The organism is Streptomyces sp. NPDC006012 (genome assembly GCF_042871185.1).
GTDB lineage: Bacteria > Actinomycetota > Actinomycetes > Streptomycetales > Streptomycetaceae > Streptomyces.
Genome location: NZ_JBIAIE010000016.1, coordinates 179,338 through 194,287 on the forward strand (window position 1 = coordinate 179,338; position 14,950 = coordinate 194,287).

The following is a 14,950-nucleotide window of genomic DNA, read 5'->3' on the forward strand; positions in this document are numbered from 1 at the left end:
GGCATGGTTCAACAATCACAGGCATGGTTCAACAAACAGCAGACCAGCATCATCGGGCCCGGTGATCCGGTCTGGATCCCGGCGGTCGCCCCGAACGAGGTCGACTACGAGGGCGAACTCGGTGTGGTGATCGGCAAGCGGTGCAGGAACGTCCCGAACGAGAAGCAGGCCGTGCTGGCCACCGGCACCCCGAAGCGGCATCGCCTGGCACCGGCCCGGCATGTATCTCAAGGCGGGCGACACCGTTCGCGTCGAGATCGACAAGATCGGATCCCTGGAGAACCCGGTCATCGACGAACCCCGCGCACCGGCCGGTCAGCGGGTCTCCGCCGCGGTGGTCCGGGCGCCCGAGCCGGCCACTCGGTGTCGGCCGTCGCGGCCCACTCGCACCGCGATTCCACTCGCACGGGGCTGACGAGGTCAGCCCCGTGCGGTTTCGCCCCGCCGCTCGCGGGCCGCGGGACCGGTCCCCGGCATCCCCCCGCCCCGGAACGCGGCCGGCTCCGCGCTCAATCTCCGGGCCGGTGTGCCTGGTTCGCCTCGCGGAAGGCAGCCCAGGCGTCCGCCACGAGACCGACGTGCCCGAGCTTGTCGGGGTTGTTCACCGTGCGGATCGTCTGGATCTGCCCGTCGAGCACGTCCAGTGCCCAGGTGCTGAGGACCTGGCCGTTGCGGTCGCGGAAGACCGAACCCGGCTGGCCGTTCACCTGCCGCGGCTCCACGACGCCACCGCTCCTGATCACCAGCGGGACAAAGGTCGCCAGCGCCCGGAGCACGTTCTCGGCACCGCGGATGACGGGCTTGAACTGCGGGGCCTTGCCGCCGCTGTCGCCGATCATCTGAACGTCGGCGGCCAGCAGCTCGGTCAGCCCGTCGACGTCTCCTTCGCGGAAGGCGTCGAAGAACCGTTCGGCGAGTTTCTCGCGTTCCTTCCGGTCGGCCTCGAACCGGACCCGCCCCGCGTCCATGTGACGGCGTGCCCGCACCGCGAGCTGGTGGCACGCCGCCTCCGACCGTCCCACGGCCGACGCGATCTCCGGGAAGCCGAAGGCGAACACCTCCCTCAGCACGAAGACCGCGCGTTCGAGCGGGGTGAGCCGCTCCAACAGGAGCAGGGCCGCCATGGACAGCGAGTCCGCCAGCTCCGCCGACCGCGCCGGATCCTCGTACGGGTCGGTCAGCAGCGGTTCGGGGAGCCACGGTCCGACATACTCCTCCCGCCGGACCCGGGCCGAGCGCAGCACGTCGATCGAGATCCGGGTGACCACGGTCGACAGGAACGCCTTGGCCGACCCGGGCCGGGTGGAGGTGGCCTGGTAGCGCAGCCAGGTCTCCTGGACCGCGTCCTCCGCCTCGCTCACACTGCCCAGGATCCGGTAGGCGATCGAGAACAGCAGCGGCCGCAGCTCCTGGAACTCCTCGGTCTTCGTCACGCCGGATCCTCCTTGCCACGAGGGGTCTTCTGCCGCCGGGCCGATACGACGCGGCTGCCCGGGGCCACCATCACCACGGCACCGGACCCTCCTCGCTGAAGAACCCCCCGGTCGGTCCGTCCGCGCCGAGCGTAGCCAGGCGCACCACGACCGCGGCGCCCTGCGCGACCGTGAGGAACCCGGTGTGGTTGTTGCTGTCCGTGTCGACGAAGCCGGGGGCGACCGCGTTGACCAGGATGCCGTCCTTCCGCAGCTCCTTGGCGTACTGCACGGTCAGCGCCGTCAGCGCGCTCTTGGACGGCGAGTACGCGGCCGACGGCAGCAGTGCCGCGAAGGGGCCGTCCAGGTCGCTGGTGAGAGTCAGCGACGCGGCATGACTGCTGACGTTGACGACGCGTGGCGCCGGTGACCGCCGCAACAGCGGCAGCATGGCGTTGGTCACGGAGATCACCCCGAAGACGTTGGTCTCGAACACCGCCCGGACCATGTCCAGGTCGACGGAGCCAGGGACCTGATCGTGGGCGTCCTGGGGCGACACCTGTCCGGAGCCGGAGATGCCGGCGTTGTTGACCAGTACGTCGAGCCGGCCGAAACGGTCCTCAAGCTGCTGCGCGGCCCCCCGGACGGTGGCCCGGTCGGTGACGTCCAAGGTGACCGCGTGCGCATCGCCGCCGGCCGCGCGCACCGCCGCAGCGGCGTCCTCGCCGCGCAGCGGGTCCCTGGCCCCGATCACCACCGTCATGCCCAGCGCGGCGAGTTGCTCGGCAACGCCACGCCCGATCCCCTTGTTCGCCCCGGTGATCAGCGCGACCTCCTGGCGCGTGTTCTCCTCGCTCATGATCTGCTCCTTGTCGTCGTGGCGGGTTCTTCGCGGAACCCGTCTTCACGGCCTGAGACGAGACAGCCCGGCCATCCCTGACATGCGGACGGCAGGAGTTCTTCACCCAGCGGGCGAGCAGGATGCTCAGTGACACCTGCGTCCCGCCGCGGCGGTGTGGCTCCTGGCCCAAAAATCGAACATATGATTGAATCTGGGCATGGTGCACAGGATGTTTCCGCTCGACTTGGTCCAGGCTCAGCGCGACTGGAATCGCACCTACGCGGCGTTGGAGCGTCGGCCGTTCCGGACGGTCGCGCTCCGGCGTCAGCTGCAGCGGCTGTCCGTCCGGCTCGCCTCCCATCCGTACTGGGAGACTGCGGCCGGCCGGTCGCCCGCGGCCAGGGTCGAGCTGCGTCGGCATGTCCGGGACTTGCAGGAGGCAGAGGGCCGCCTCACCGACCAGCAGGAACGCATCCTGGCGTGTATCAGGGAGTGGGTGGCCGACCGTGGCGAGGCACCCTCGATGCGGGAGATCGGCAGGAGGGTGGGGCTGTCGAGCACGGCATCGGTCGCCTACCAGTTGGACCGGATGGAACAACTCGGCGTGATCGACCGCGACCCCCCGGGCCAGGGCCGCGGCACGGGGAGAGGAATTGCCCTGCGCTGGTGAGTGCGTCGCGCGTCGGCCACGCCGTGTGCCGACCGGCACGCGCGCGGAACTTGGCCGGGCCGCGGAACGCCGGTCACGGGGCGGCTGCGCGGCGCCGGTTCGGTCACGGAGGGCGAGGTGAAGGCGACGTCCGGCGGCCCGAGATCGATACCGGCGCCGGTACTGGTCCGGTGCCGGGCGCCACGATGGTGTCGATCTCGTCCGGGACGGCATCGTCTGGGCCTGCGATCAGGCGAGTTGCTCCGTGGCGTCCGGTCCCGGAGCCTCCGCAAAAACCTGTTGGCGGACCGCGGCGGCCACTGCTACCTTTCCGGAGGCCGTGCAAGAGAACGAGGAGGTGGTACCCGTGAACGTATCGACATGGGTGCTCCCCTCCGGGGTCACGGTCGGGCGATAGGTCGTCCGGGAGCGCCGTTCAACAGCGCTTCCGAAAGGCACGACCATGCACTTCACTTCTGAACAACGCCTCGACGGCGGTGTCCTCGAACGCGAATTCACCCTCGGCGAGATCCCCGGCACCCTGTGGACGCCCGAATCCGCCGCACCGGCCCCGCTGATCCTGATGGCCCACAACAACGGCCTGCCCAAGGCGGAACCCCGGCTGGTGGCCCGGGCCCGGCTCTCCGCGGCGTACGGCTACGCGGTGGCCTCCATCGACGCCCCCGGGTGCGGCGACCGGCCCCGTTCCGCCGCCGACGAGCAGGCCCGCGCCGACCTCCGCCGGGCGATGCAGGCCGGCGAGCCGGTCGACGAGATCTTCGAGTCCTTCGTCGGCCCGCTGGTCGAAAAGGCGGTCCCGGACTGGCGGACCACCCTGGACGCCCTCCTCGCGCTGCCCGGGATCGGCGGCCCGGTCGGGTACTCGGGGTGGACCGCCCTCGGCATCCGCCTTGCGGCGGTCGAGCCGCGCATCGCGGCCGCCGGTTTCTTCGCCGGGGGTTACGTGCCCCGCGCCCAGCGTGCAGAGGCCCGGCAGGTCACCGTACCGCTGCTGTTCCTGCTGCAGTGGGACGACGAAGGGAACCCCCGGCAACGGGCCCTGGACCTGTTCGACGCCTTCGGCAGCAAGGAGAAGACGCTGCACGCCAATCTGGGCGGCCACCTCGGCACCCCGTGGTTCGAGAGGGAGGACGGGGACCGCTTCTTCGGGCGGCACCTGAAGTGACGCAGGGCCGTCGGACCAGCAGCAGCCGGTAGACGGCGTCGGCAGGCATGCCGCTCATCGAGGACGGGTCCCGGCCCTCCTCGGTGGCGGTGACCGGCAGAAGCACGAACGCCTCGATCGGGGCGGTGCCCGCCGTCGGAGGGTACCGGCCGGTCGGGGCGTCCGTGCTTCTGTGGACCGACGTCGGTGAAGGTCGCGCTGGTATCGGTGTCGTGATCCGTTGCGGCTCCGGGAACGTGGCGGACACCACGCCGCCGACCACCACTCTTTAATTGGAATCTGGAATGCATATTTGTTAGCGTGTCGAGGTGCGATTGACCAAGTTCACGGATCTGGCGCTGCGCGCGATGATGCGTCTGGCCGTCTCGCCGCAGGGTGACGCTCTGACGACGCGTGAGGTCGCGGAGGTGATGACGGTGCCGTACGCGCATATGGCGAAGGCGGTCGCCCGTCTCCAGCACCTCGGGGTGGTCGAGGCCCGGCGGGGGCGCGGGGGAGGGCTCGAACTGACCGAACACGGGCGGCAGGCGTCGGTCGGCCGGCTGGTCCGCGAGCTGGAGGGTGAGGGTGAGGTCGTGGCCTGCGAAGGTGATTCGCCCTGCCCGCTGCGCGCGGCCTGCCGCTTGCGCCGGGCGCTGAGCGCCGCACAGGAGGCGTTCTATGCCGCTCTCGATCCGCTGACCGTCTCCGACCTGGTGGCGTCGCCCACCGGACCGGTACTGGTCGGGCTGGTCGGCGTCCGCCCCGACTGACCAGGCGGGCCCCGGTCGTTCCGGGCGGCCGGGCTCATCCGGGCCGTCCCGAGCGGTCGGGTCAAGAGTCGTTCGAGTGTGGCCAGGCTTCGGGCCGCCCTGCGTGGCCGGGCTCCGGGCCGTGGACACGCGCGCCCAAAAATTGGAATCTGACATGCAAATTATTGGAGGTATCAGTGCTCTCCCAGCAGTCCACGCCCGTCGTCCGGGAAACCCTGCCCGTCGTCGGCGCCGCCATCGGTGAGATCGCCGAAGTCTTCTACGCCGGAATGTTCGACGCCCACCCCGAGTTGCTGAGGGACCTCTTCAACCGCGGCAACCAGGCCAACGGCGAGCAGCAGAAGGCGCTGGCGGGTTCGATCGCGGCCTTCGCCGGACTGCTGCTGGCGCACCCGGACGTCCGCCCCGACACGATGCTCGCCCGCATCGCGAACAGGCACGCGTCGCTCGGCGTCACCTCCGACCAGTACGAGATCGTCCACAAGTACCTGTTCGCCGCGATCGGCGAGGTGCTCGGCGACGCCGTCACGACGGAAGTCGCCGCCGCCTGGGACGAGGTCTACTGGCTGATGGCCAACGCCCTGATCGCCATCGAGACCCGGCTCTACGCGCAGGCCGGGCAGGCCGATGCGGCCGACGGCGGAACCTGGCAGCGGATGACGATCGTCGAGCGGCAGGAGGACTCTCCCGACGTGGTCTCCTTCACCCTGCGCCGTGCCGACGGCCGGCCGTGCGCTTCCTTCCGGCCGGGCCAGTACGTCAGCGTGCAGGCCGAACTGCCGGACGGCGCACGCCAGATACGCCAGTACAGCCTCTCCGGTGCCCCCGGACGCCCGGAGTGGCGGATCAGCGTCAAGCGCGTCGCCGGCGGTGCCGTACAGCCCGACGGCGAGGTCTCGTCCTGGCTGCACGAGAACGCCCGAGCCGGCGACACCCTCACCGTCTCCGCCCCGTTCGGAGACCTGACGCTGAGCCCCGGCGACGGACCGCTGCTGCTGGCCTCCGCCGGAATCGGCGCCACCCCCGTGCTGTCCATGCTGAACCACCTGGCGGCCGGCGGATCGTCCCGGCCGGTCACCGTCGTCCACGCCGATCGCACACCCGACGACCACGCCCACCGCGAGGAGTTGAAGCACCTGGTCCGGGCACTGCCCGACGCGAGGCTGCACCTGTGGTACGAGGAGCCCGACGGCCAGGAAGCGGAGGCGGCCACCGGCCTGGCCGATCTCGACGCCGTCGAACTGCCCGAATCCGTCACCGCCTACCTGTGCGGCCCGCTGCCGTTCATGCGGTCCCTGCGCGGTGACCTGCTCCGCCGCGGCGTCCCGGCCCAGGACATCCACTACGAGGTATTCGGACCGGACCTCTGGCTCGCCGCCTCGTCGGCGACCGAGTAGTCCCCCCGTGCCGACCCGCCGGCTGTCCTGGGCCGGCGAATGCGCACCGCCGCCGGCGGTGTGGTGTCGGCGGATCGGTTCCGGCCGGCCGTGCGCCGGCCGTGTCCCTAACCGGCTACTGGCGCGTCGTGGTCGTAGGTGAAGGCATACCCGGTGAAGTCGGCGACGCGGACGTATCCGATCCGCTGATAGAGGGCGTTGCTGGTGGGGTTCGCCGGGTTCGTGAACAGGACGACGTCCGTCGCGCCCGCGCTCAGCGCGGCTCTGCTCACCTCGACCGTCACGGCCCCCGCGTAGCCGCGGCCCCGGAGGTGGGCCGGGGTGTAGACGGGGTCGACCCGGATCATGCCGCCGATCAGCGAAGTCGAGCCTGCCATGGAGACGGGAGTGCCGTCCGGGGTCTCCCAGACCGTGAAGTGCTTGTCGGCGAAGCGCGATGCGGCCCAGGAGCCGGCGTCCAGGGAGAGGGCCTCTCCGACGTCGGCGAGGAACTCACCGCACCAGCGTACGAGTTGCTCGTGATCCTGCTCCCCGACGACCCGGCCACGGCCCTCGGGGAGCGGTCCCGGCGGGGTGAGCGTGCCGAGGCGGTGGAGACGGCCCCACCAATGCGCTACCGGTGCCGCGCCAGTGTGCCGCTGCCATGCCTCGGCGAAGGCGGTCGCGCTGTCGTGGTCCGCGGTGACGCCGGAAGGGGTGTGGCCGAGGCCGGACAGGCGGGCGGCGAGGGTGTCGGCCTGTCCGGGAGAGAGGGGCGTGAGGGTCAGACGCCGGGACGGAGGTCGGTGGAAGACGGCGCGGACCTCACCCCCCGACTCCAGTCGGCCGAAGAGGGTGGCTTCGGCGCCGGATGCGTCCGCCCCGCGTGTGCGCAGTTTCTCGGCCGTCGTCAGCGTGGTGGTGTGCAGGGCGGGGCGCGAGCGGAGGAAGTCTCCGGCTCGGGCGAGAAACTCGTCGATGTCTTCGGTGAGGTACCAGTCGTCCGGGCGCATTGCTTCATGGTCCCCGAACTACTCGACTCGGGGGAGTGCCCGCCCGGAGACGAGGCGCCGAGAGCAACCACCCGACGTCTGCCCGCCAGGTGCGGCAACTGAGCCTGATCATGGGGGTGTTGATCAGCTCCGTCGCTGAGTCCGGCCGACTTCCGACTCGTCGTCCCATCAGCGTCGGTGGCGAGCCGTCGCTCACTGATGCCGTGCGGTGTCGGGCTCGGGTCGGCCGTCGCGGTAGAACGTCTGCTCGAACCTGCGGAGGAAGGCCCGGTAGGCCCGGTTCTGGGCCGGGTTCAGGTGAATGCGCGCTGTCGCGTGTGATGCCGTCGCCGCCCGGAGGGCCGCCATCAGCTCCGGAGGGGGCTGGAGGCGGAGGGTGGCGATGATCCGCCGGAAGTCGTCGACGAGCCGTTCACCGGGTCGTTCGATGTCCTTGAGGGCCTCGGCGAGTTGGGTGGTGCGCTCGCCTCCGGACCGGGAGAGCAGCCCATGAAGCAGCTCCAACGTGGCCAGGTCGACGTGATTCGACTCGATGACGTGCAAGCACCGTCCCTTGACGGCCCCGAGGCAGGGACCCGGCGCCACGGGGGCGTTCTGGCCGTCGTGATCCGGTCGGCGGGTGCGGCAGGGACATGTCGTCCCGGCCGGTGGCAACTGCCGGGCGATCCTCCACCAGCCCTCGTACGCGGCCTCCGCCGTCCAGATCTCCTCCGGGGACAGGACCCCGAGGTAGAGGGAGGTCAGCTCGTGGAACAGCTCCTCCAACCGGTGGAAACCCTCCAGGAACACGGAGTCGTTGAGGATGAGGGCTTGCATGCAGAACCTTCCGTTCGATGCGGGGACGGCCGACCTCCCCGCGTGCCGTGCGAGCGGCAGTCAGCCGCAGGTGCACGAGTTCACTTCACCGCCAGGACTGTGCGGTGGTGCCGTCAGCCACGCTCTGCCGGAACGCCGCTCGTCATCCAGCGGTCAGAGGCACGGGGGTAAGAAGCATGAGGCGATGGCCGGACCGGATGCCGGACGCCGACCAGGTCCAGGCCCGGCGCATATTTCACCAGGGAGGACGGTGCGTGCACACGTGTGACGGTAGCAGTGCCGGCGTCCACTTCCGCACCGGTGGCGGCGGGAGCTGACCGCTGCGCCGGGCCGAGGAGAGAGCCACAGGTCACTCGGGGCCCGCCCCGGTACACCTGTGTCGTACGGCCGTTCCGCGCCTCGGCCACCGAGCAGCTCGTCGGCCGGCGTCGGCACGCCCGGCTGCACCTCCCCGATCGCCATCCCCCAACCAGTCGACGTGTGATCCGCCCCGGGAACGCGACCAGTCAGGTCTTCCCCGGCCGACGGTTCACCGGTTCACATCGGACCATGTACAGCCCATGGTTCGGGAAAAGGTCGCCTTCACGGCCAGCCCAGATCATTTCGTGAGGAACGTGATGAAGGAGATACGGCGAGCCGTGGAGGATGGAAAGGGCATTGTGGTGCGCGGTGTGCGGCGACGGCTGTCAGCTGTGCGCAGCTCTCGCGCCAAGGGCACCGCGGGCCGTCTCCGGTGACCCCCGCTGTATGCAGCTCTCGGGCCGGGTGCGCGGCGGCCCGTCTCCGGTGGCGCCCGGTGCGCCGGACGGGCACTCCGTCTGCGGGGTGTCGGGCCCGTACCGCGCCTCCTGTTTGGAACGTCAACCGGCCGTGCCGTCAGGCACACCGGTCTTCCGCTGGTCGTCGGCGTCGGAGATGTAGCTGCTCGCCCAGTCCGACTCGGCGATCAGCGTCAGGCCCCGCTGGACGTCGAAAATCAGCTGGTCGAAGATCTCCGGGGTCGCGACGCCCCGCACTGCCCAGACATTCATCTTCGCGATCCGCCGGGGCAACTCGTCAACGGTGCGGCGGCATCTCAGGTCGTAACCCGTGAAGGCCATGACCCAGTGCTCGGCCACCTCCGCCGGGTCGACGTCCGCCAGCAGCTCGCCCTCCTTCGCCGCCTCGGTCAGGATCCCCGTGACCATGGGAACGTAGCCGTCCCACAGGGCGCCGAAGGTCTCGGGGTTGTCCTGCTCCGTGACGATGCGTGCGGCAGCCCTGACGACCGGCGACATGACCGTCAGCCAGGCCAGGACGATCGAGGCATCCACGACCGCCTGCACGCGAGGTTTCCCCGGCAGCGCGGCATCCATGCTGAAGCCCTCCCGCACGATCGCGAGGGCAATCTCCTGTTTGGTCTTGAAGACGTGCTGTCCGGACCCCCTGGACACACCTGCCTTGTCGAAGATCTGCTGAAGGCTCACCCGGGCGACTCCGTGGTCGGCGATCAGGCGTGCGGCCGCATCCAGTACGAGCCGTCTCGTCCTCTTCGAACGTTCCTGGACTGGCTGTCGCACTTCTCCGCACCCTCCTGTTGTGTGTGTCCTTCTCCGCAGCCTCGTGGCCGGGGTCGCTCCGGCCCGCGAGGCAACGGCCGCTTCACCACGTCGAGTCCGTACGCGGCCGTCGTGAAAGTGAGGCTACGTCCGCGCATTTACCATCCGTTGGGTGATCCATCTCACAGCCAAGGATCGACCCCGTGCAAAACCATGCCTGTTGGATGATTCGTCGCCATCTGCCGACGCCAGTAGATCATCGCACCTCCACCCCGCCGACGCCCAAGCCGGCCTGGGGCGCGGTGCCGCACCCCGAAGAGCCGCCGCTCTGTCCGCATATGCCTGCTGCCTGGGAGGCTGAGCACATGCCTCCGGAATTTGATCACTGCTTGGAGGTCGCACTTCAAGGGCAAGAGGATGTGTTAATGATCATGGTGAAGCATGCGCGCTGCATGCTTTATCGTCCCCCGAGTGATCATTCAGACCAGCTCTCAGCAGGACGATTCGGTTGCAGCAGACCTTAGGCAGGCACTCTTCGATGGCCAGTTCGAACAGATCCACGCTCCCTGGCGCGACCTCTTTAGCAGCGCCACGTTCCATCACCGTGAGCTGCCGCCGGAGGAGCGGATGGCGCTCTCCTACGAGCGCCTGCGGCACGTCAACAAAACCCTGCTGGACGCTGCCGACAGCCCCGAAGTCCTCGCGCAGAACCCGACGCGGTTCACCGCCCTGCACGAGTGGGTCGGCCCGGTGGACCCAGGACTCTTCACGATCCTGAGCATCCACTACAACCTCTTCCTGGGAAGCCTGCTGAACGCCGGGGGCGAGCGCGACCTGCGTCCCTTCGTGGACTTGGACCGCACCGGCGTCTTCCTGTGCACCGAACTGGCCCACGGAAACAGCGCTGCGCAGATGGAGACCACCGCCGCCTACGACCCGGCCGCCCGCGAGTTCGTCCTGCACACGCCGCGGCCGGAAGCAGCGAAGTTCATGCCGAACACGAGCCCGCTCGGCGGTCCCAAGACGGCTCTGGTCGCCGCCCGCCTGATCACCGGCGACCGTGACGAGGGTGTGCACCTCTTCCTCGTACCCCTGCATGACGAGACCGGCGGGGAGTGCCTGCCGGGCATCACCGTCGAACGCCTGGCGCAGACCGCGGGCGCCCCCGTCGACCACTGCCTGACCACCTTCACCCACGTCCGCCTGCCCTACGAGGCCATGGTGCAGGCCGACCACGGCCGGCTGACGCCCGACGGCACCTACACCAGCAGCATCGGCAGCCCCCGCAAGCGATTCCTCAACTCGGTGACCCGGGTCACCGACGGCAAGCTGTGCATGCAGGCGTACCACCTCGGCACCACCCGCCACGCCCTGACGGTCGCCGTCCGTTACGCCCATGTCCGCCACACCTCCAGCGGGACCAGGGGCGGCAGCATTCCGCTGTGGCAGCACCGCAGTCACCACGCGCCCCTCATCGACGGCCTGGCCACCGCCTACGCCTCGACATTCCTCCACCGTGCGGCGGTCCGGAAGTGGGAAGGCGCCACCACGGCCGAGGAACGCGACGAGGCCGAACGGCTCGTGGCCGTCACCAAGGGCTGGATCACCTGGCGTGGTCGGCAGGTGATGACCGAATGCCGGGAACGCTGCGGAGCCCAGGGTTTGTTCCTGTCCAACGGCATCGCGGGCCAACTCCAGGCCGGCGAGGGAGCGATCACCGCCGAAGGTGACAACAAAGTCATATGGATCAAAGCGGGCATGGAGATGCTCCTCGGCCACTTCACCCCGAGGCCGTCCCGCTCCGGCCCGGCCGACCTCGACGACCCCGAGGCCCTGCAGGACCTGCTCGGTGACATCGAGCGCATATGGTTCGAGCGCGCCGGTGAGCGGCTCCGCCCCTCGAAGGCGGCGGACGAGCCGACGGACACCGGCGACGCCCTCTCGGCGGCCCGCGTGCGGCGGCGCAGCCCCCGTCCCGGCAACGCCCTGGACCGAACCGTCCTTCCCGCCCTCGAACTGGTCGATGCCCACGCCCACTTCCTCGCGGCCGAGGGCCTGCTGACTGCTGCCCGGCAGGCCACCCAACCAGTGGCAAGCCGCCTCCTGTACGCCCTCCACCGGCTGTTCGCCCTGCGGCGCGTCGCAGCCCATTCCGGCGATCTCCTCGGGGTACGGCGCCTGGAGAGCGACCAGGTCCTGTCGTTGCCGGACACGATCGAGGACGTACTCGACGAACTCGGCCCCCACGGCCTGCTCCTCGCCGACGCGCAAGGTGTCTCGGGGGAACTTCTGCGCAGCCACCCCATCATGGCCACGCAGCCGGAGAGCCGGCCGCAACCCGTCCTCGTGGGCGCCGCCCACGCCGGGACCGGCGGTTAGACGACCGAGTCCGACGGTGTTCGCGGACACAGTCGATCAGGTATCGATTGCCCAACCCTGCCCGATCCTGCCGGATCCGGGCGGCGCGGGGCCGCATGGTCGTCGATGAGGACGCGGCGCCGCCGGGCCGTCGATGAACACGTACGGCGCTGTGAGAAGGGCGTCCAGGCTGGTGGCCGCGCACGAGCCAACGGGCGTCCTTCGCGGGTGAGGGTTCCCGGGGCGTGGAAGCTTTCCTCTGACGCATCCTGTTGGAGGCATACAACTGGAACGGCGAGCACCGGTTCACTGCCGAGCAACTTGCCGCCGACCCGCACGCCGCGCGTCACCTCGTCGGTTGGCCGCGTGTGGCTGATTTCGGGGTCGTCGCAGAAACCGACGCAGGCGAACCGGTCGGCGCGGCCTGGGCACGGTGCCTGCCCGAGGACGAGCCCGGGTACGGCTTCGTCCCGCCGGACGTCCCCGAACCGAGTATGGGCGTACTGCCCGGACACCGCGGCCGCGGGCACGGCCGGGCCCTCATGGACGCGCTGATCCGGGCAGCCGTCGAGAGACCGGCTCCCGTCGCCCGGCTCAGCCTGAGCGTCCAGGACGGCAACCCCGCTGTACGCCTCTACACCTCCCTCGGCTTCACCCGGATCGGACGCAACGGAGGCTCGGACACGATGGTTCTGGACGTGTGGCCCCGCATGCCGTGAGGGCATGTGGCGAACTCGTACACGGTGAGATGTGTTGGGGCCCCTCGCCATGAGGCGTGTATCGAGGATGCCGGGTACCGAGGGGGTGATCCGGGTGCGGGACGGGTCGGGGTGGTGATCGGGGATCAGTCCGGGCGAACCCTGATGCTCGGGCACGTGCCCGCTGACAAGGTGAAGAGCATGACCTCAACGCGCATGTCACGGCGCGCTTTTGCGGGCACCGCCCTCGCGGGGACGGCCGCGCTGGCCGCCGGTGTGATGCTGCCCGCGCACAGCGCCGCCGCCTCGCCCGCGTCACTCCCGCCGCTGGAGCCCACCGCCCTCCAGGCGGCGATCGACGACCTTGAGCAACCGCCGTCGACGGCGGCCCAGCTGAGAGTCGGCGGTACGGCCGGCTCCTGGCGCGGCACCTCGGGCGTGGCCGACATCAGGACGCAGCGGCCGGTGACACCGCACGACAAGGTTCGGATCGGCAGCATCACGAAGGTTTTCGTCGCCACGGTGGTACTGCAACTGGTGGCGGAGGGCCGGATCGGCCTGGACGCGCCGGTGTGCCGTGTCCTGCCGGGGCTGCTGCCGGCCCGGTTCGCGGCTGTCACCGTTGCGCACCTGCTGAATCACACCAGCGGGCTGCCCGACCACGTCGGCATACCCGAGCCGGACAGCGCGGAAGAGGTGTTCCGTCATCGCTTCGACCACTGGACGCCGCAGGAATGGGTGGCGACGGCGACGCACGGACCGCTGAAGTTCGCCCCGGGCACCCGGCAGGAGTACCGCGGCATCAACTACGTACTGGCCGCACTGATCGTCGACAAGGTGACCGGCCGCCCGTACGGGCAGGCCGTCGCGAACCGCATCCTGCGTCCGCTGGGCCTGGCGCGCACCGTCGTGCCCGGCGACGACCCGCGCATCCATGGCCGGCACGTGCACGGCTATCTGACGACGGCCGACGGCGGTCTGCGGGACATCACCACGTACGACCAGTCGTCCAGCCGGGGCGAGGGCGACATGATCTCGGCCACGAGCGACCTCGACCGGATGCTCACCGCGCTGTTCTGGGGCGAGTTGCTCCCGCCGGAGCTGCTCCAGATGATGTTCACCCTGCCACCGAACGGCATACGGATGCTGGACGGCTCTCCGGCCCGCTACAGCACCGGGCTGCAGCAGGCCGTCGTGAACGGCACCGTCTTCTGGGGGAAGACCGGCGAGACATACGGCTACAAGAACGCCGTGTTTTCCACGCGCGACCAGCGGCGCCGCTTTGTGCTCGCCTACCATCCGACAGCCGCCCGCAACGGCGAGGAGAGCCAGTTGGTCGCTCGGGTCGCCGACCTGCTCACCCGCGTTCCGAGCAGTGACGGCTCGGTGGCCGCCGCACCGTCCCTCCGGGGCTGATCCTCGGTCCGGTCGGCGCACCGCCGTCACCAGGAGGCCCGGCACGGAAGCCCCTGGCCGGCCCTCGGATCAGGTCGAACCCGTACACCACTTCACCGGAGGCAACCGGCAAACTGCTCGCCGCGGCGATGCCCGTCCCTGCTGCTGTCTGACGAACGATCACGCCGGGGTCCGCGGAGCGAGCGGACGATGGCGACGAGGTGGAGTGCTGCATGAGCCGTCGCGAACGGTCGGGGTTCCTCACTGAACCGGTGACTCGGGCGGTGGCAGGCGGATGGTGCGGTCCCTTTAGCCCACGCCGGACCAGCGGGAAGTCGTCACCTGATCACCTCCCGGATTCTCCTTCGACCGGCACGGGAGCGTCGCACGGGTGCGGCGCCGTCCGGTGCCGCCACGCAGAGGCGTACCGGCCGACGACGCCCGGCGGCGACTCCCGCACACCCGGCCGCGCCCGCGCGGAAGGAACTCCCACGCCGCGTTCTTGCACCACCCGAGTACATCCGGTACGCGGGCGACGCCCCGCCGTGCGGTGCACCGCACCGGACGCCGCACATCTGCCGGGTACCTCTCCGGACGCAGCACCGGTGAGCCCCCGCCGGCGTCCCGCGGCGCGCACCTCGCGGTGCCGTCGCAGGATCATCCGGACCCCGCGGCGGCTCCGGGAGACCGGGCGCTGCGGGGCGAGGGCTCGACGAGCACCATCATCCGTGGTGATCCGGCAAAGCGTGTGGTGATCCGGCGGTTCACCGTCCGCGATGCCTCCGGACGGCCTACACGAGCGGGTTCCCTCCGCACTTCGGGGGGGGGGTGCCTCTATGTCCTTCGTCAAGGCACCCCTGTCGGGTTTGGGGTGATTCGGTCTTGCTGGGGTCATGCGGCGAGCTCGACGTCCGTG

12 protein-coding genes and 1 pseudogene are annotated in these 14,950 nt (G+C 70.1%); 8 read left to right on the forward strand and 5 right to left on the reverse strand.

The features are described from left to right. Positions 1–3: 3 nt before the first annotated feature. Positions 4–159, forward strand: a pseudogene (locus tag ACFYPJ_RS25610) (fumarylacetoacetate hydrolase family protein); the annotation flags it as partial. A gap of 350 nt (positions 160–509) precedes the next feature. Here ACFYPJ_RS25610 and ACFYPJ_RS25615 read toward each other — a convergent pair. Further along, on the reverse strand, positions 510–1,433 hold the full coding sequence (locus ACFYPJ_RS25615; protein ID WP_389021539.1) for an RNA polymerase sigma-70 factor: 924 nt from the start codon (positions 1,431–1,433) through the stop codon (positions 510–512). Between the two features lie 70 nt (positions 1,434–1,503). After that, positions 1,504–2,271, reverse strand: a complete 768-nt coding sequence (locus ACFYPJ_RS25620) for an SDR family NAD(P)-dependent oxidoreductase (protein ID WP_389021542.1) — start codon at positions 2,269–2,271, stop codon at positions 1,504–1,506. 199 nt (positions 2,272–2,470) lie between these two features. Here ACFYPJ_RS25620 and ACFYPJ_RS25625 point away from each other — a divergent pair, with 199 nt between their 5' ends. The 4 genes from ACFYPJ_RS25625 (at position 2,471) to ACFYPJ_RS25640 (ending at position 6,237) form a co-directional block, all read left to right on the forward strand. Further along, positions 2,471–2,923: a hypothetical protein gene (locus ACFYPJ_RS25625; protein ID WP_389021545.1), complete on the forward strand. Its 453-nt coding sequence runs from the start codon at positions 2,471–2,473 to the stop codon at positions 2,921–2,923. 442 nt (positions 2,924–3,365) lie between these two features. Beyond that, positions 3,366–4,088, forward strand: a complete 723-nt coding sequence (locus tag ACFYPJ_RS25630) for a dienelactone hydrolase family protein (protein ID WP_389021547.1) — start codon at positions 3,366–3,368, stop codon at positions 4,086–4,088. Between the two features lie 308 nt (positions 4,089–4,396). Then, on the forward strand, positions 4,397–4,840 hold the full coding sequence (locus ACFYPJ_RS25635; protein WP_389021550.1) for an RrF2 family transcriptional regulator: 444 nt from the start codon (positions 4,397–4,399) through the stop codon (positions 4,838–4,840). A 176-nt stretch (positions 4,841–5,016) separates the two neighbouring features. After that, positions 5,017–6,237, forward strand: coding sequence for a globin domain-containing protein (locus tag ACFYPJ_RS25640; RefSeq protein ID WP_389021554.1), 1,221 nt, complete (start codon positions 5,017–5,019; stop codon positions 6,235–6,237). A gap of 107 nt (positions 6,238–6,344) precedes the next feature. On the opposite strand, the gene ACFYPJ_RS25645 is transcribed toward ACFYPJ_RS25640, so the two are convergent. The 3 genes from ACFYPJ_RS25645 to ACFYPJ_RS25655 form a co-directional block, all read right to left on the reverse strand. Then, positions 6,345–7,229, reverse strand: coding sequence for a GNAT family N-acetyltransferase (locus ACFYPJ_RS25645; RefSeq protein WP_389021557.1), 885 nt, complete (start codon positions 7,227–7,229; stop codon positions 6,345–6,347). A 192-nt stretch (positions 7,230–7,421) separates the two neighbouring features. Further along, entirely contained in the window at positions 7,422–8,045 is a 624-nt protein-coding gene (locus ACFYPJ_RS25650; protein WP_389021560.1) for a hypothetical protein, read from the reverse strand. A gap of 860 nt (positions 8,046–8,905) precedes the next feature. Beyond that, a complete protein-coding gene (locus ACFYPJ_RS25655) occupies positions 8,906–9,604 on the reverse strand; it encodes a TetR family transcriptional regulator (protein WP_389021562.1) in 699 nt (232 codons plus the stop codon). A 450-nt stretch (positions 9,605–10,054) separates the two neighbouring features. Between ACFYPJ_RS25655 and ACFYPJ_RS25660 the strand changes: the two genes are divergently transcribed. The 3 genes from ACFYPJ_RS25660 (at position 10,055) to ACFYPJ_RS25670 (ending at position 14,055) form a co-directional block, all read left to right on the forward strand. Continuing rightward, positions 10,055–11,962 carry an acyl-CoA dehydrogenase gene (locus ACFYPJ_RS25660; protein ID WP_389021565.1) on the forward strand — a complete coding sequence of 636 codons (1,908 nt, stop codon included), beginning with the start codon at positions 10,055–10,057 and terminating at the stop codon, positions 11,960–11,962. A 347-nt stretch (positions 11,963–12,309) separates the two neighbouring features. Then, positions 12,310–12,660, forward strand: coding sequence for a GNAT family N-acetyltransferase (locus ACFYPJ_RS25665; protein WP_389021567.1), 351 nt, complete (start codon positions 12,310–12,312; stop codon positions 12,658–12,660). 180 nt (positions 12,661–12,840) lie between these two features. Then, positions 12,841–14,055, forward strand: coding sequence for a serine hydrolase domain-containing protein (locus ACFYPJ_RS25670; protein ID WP_389021570.1), 1,215 nt, complete (start codon positions 12,841–12,843; stop codon positions 14,053–14,055). The last annotated feature ends 895 nt before the right edge of the window (positions 14,056–14,950 follow it).

Bases quoted from the DNA above. Each gene is read 5' to 3' on its own strand.
- ACFYPJ_RS25620 (WP_389021542.1), bottom strand. From the start codon at position 2,271: ATGAGCGAGGAGAACACGCGCCAGGAGGTCGCGCTGATCACCGGGGCG.
- ACFYPJ_RS25625 (WP_389021545.1), top strand. From the start codon at position 2,471: ATGGTGCACAGGATGTTTCCGCTCGACTTGGTCCAGGCTCAGCGCGAC.
- ACFYPJ_RS25630 (WP_389021547.1), top strand. From the start codon at position 3,366: ATGCACTTCACTTCTGAACAACGCCTCGACGGCGGTGTCCTCGAACGC.
- ACFYPJ_RS25645 (WP_389021557.1), bottom strand. From the start codon at position 7,229: ATGCGCCCGGACGACTGGTACCTCACCGAAGACATCGACGAGTTTCTC.
- ACFYPJ_RS25650 (WP_389021560.1), bottom strand. From the start codon at position 8,045: ATGCAAGCCCTCATCCTCAACGACTCCGTGTTCCTGGAGGGTTTCCAC.
- ACFYPJ_RS25670 (WP_389021570.1), top strand. From the start codon at position 12,841: ATGACCTCAACGCGCATGTCACGGCGCGCTTTTGCGGGCACCGCCCTC.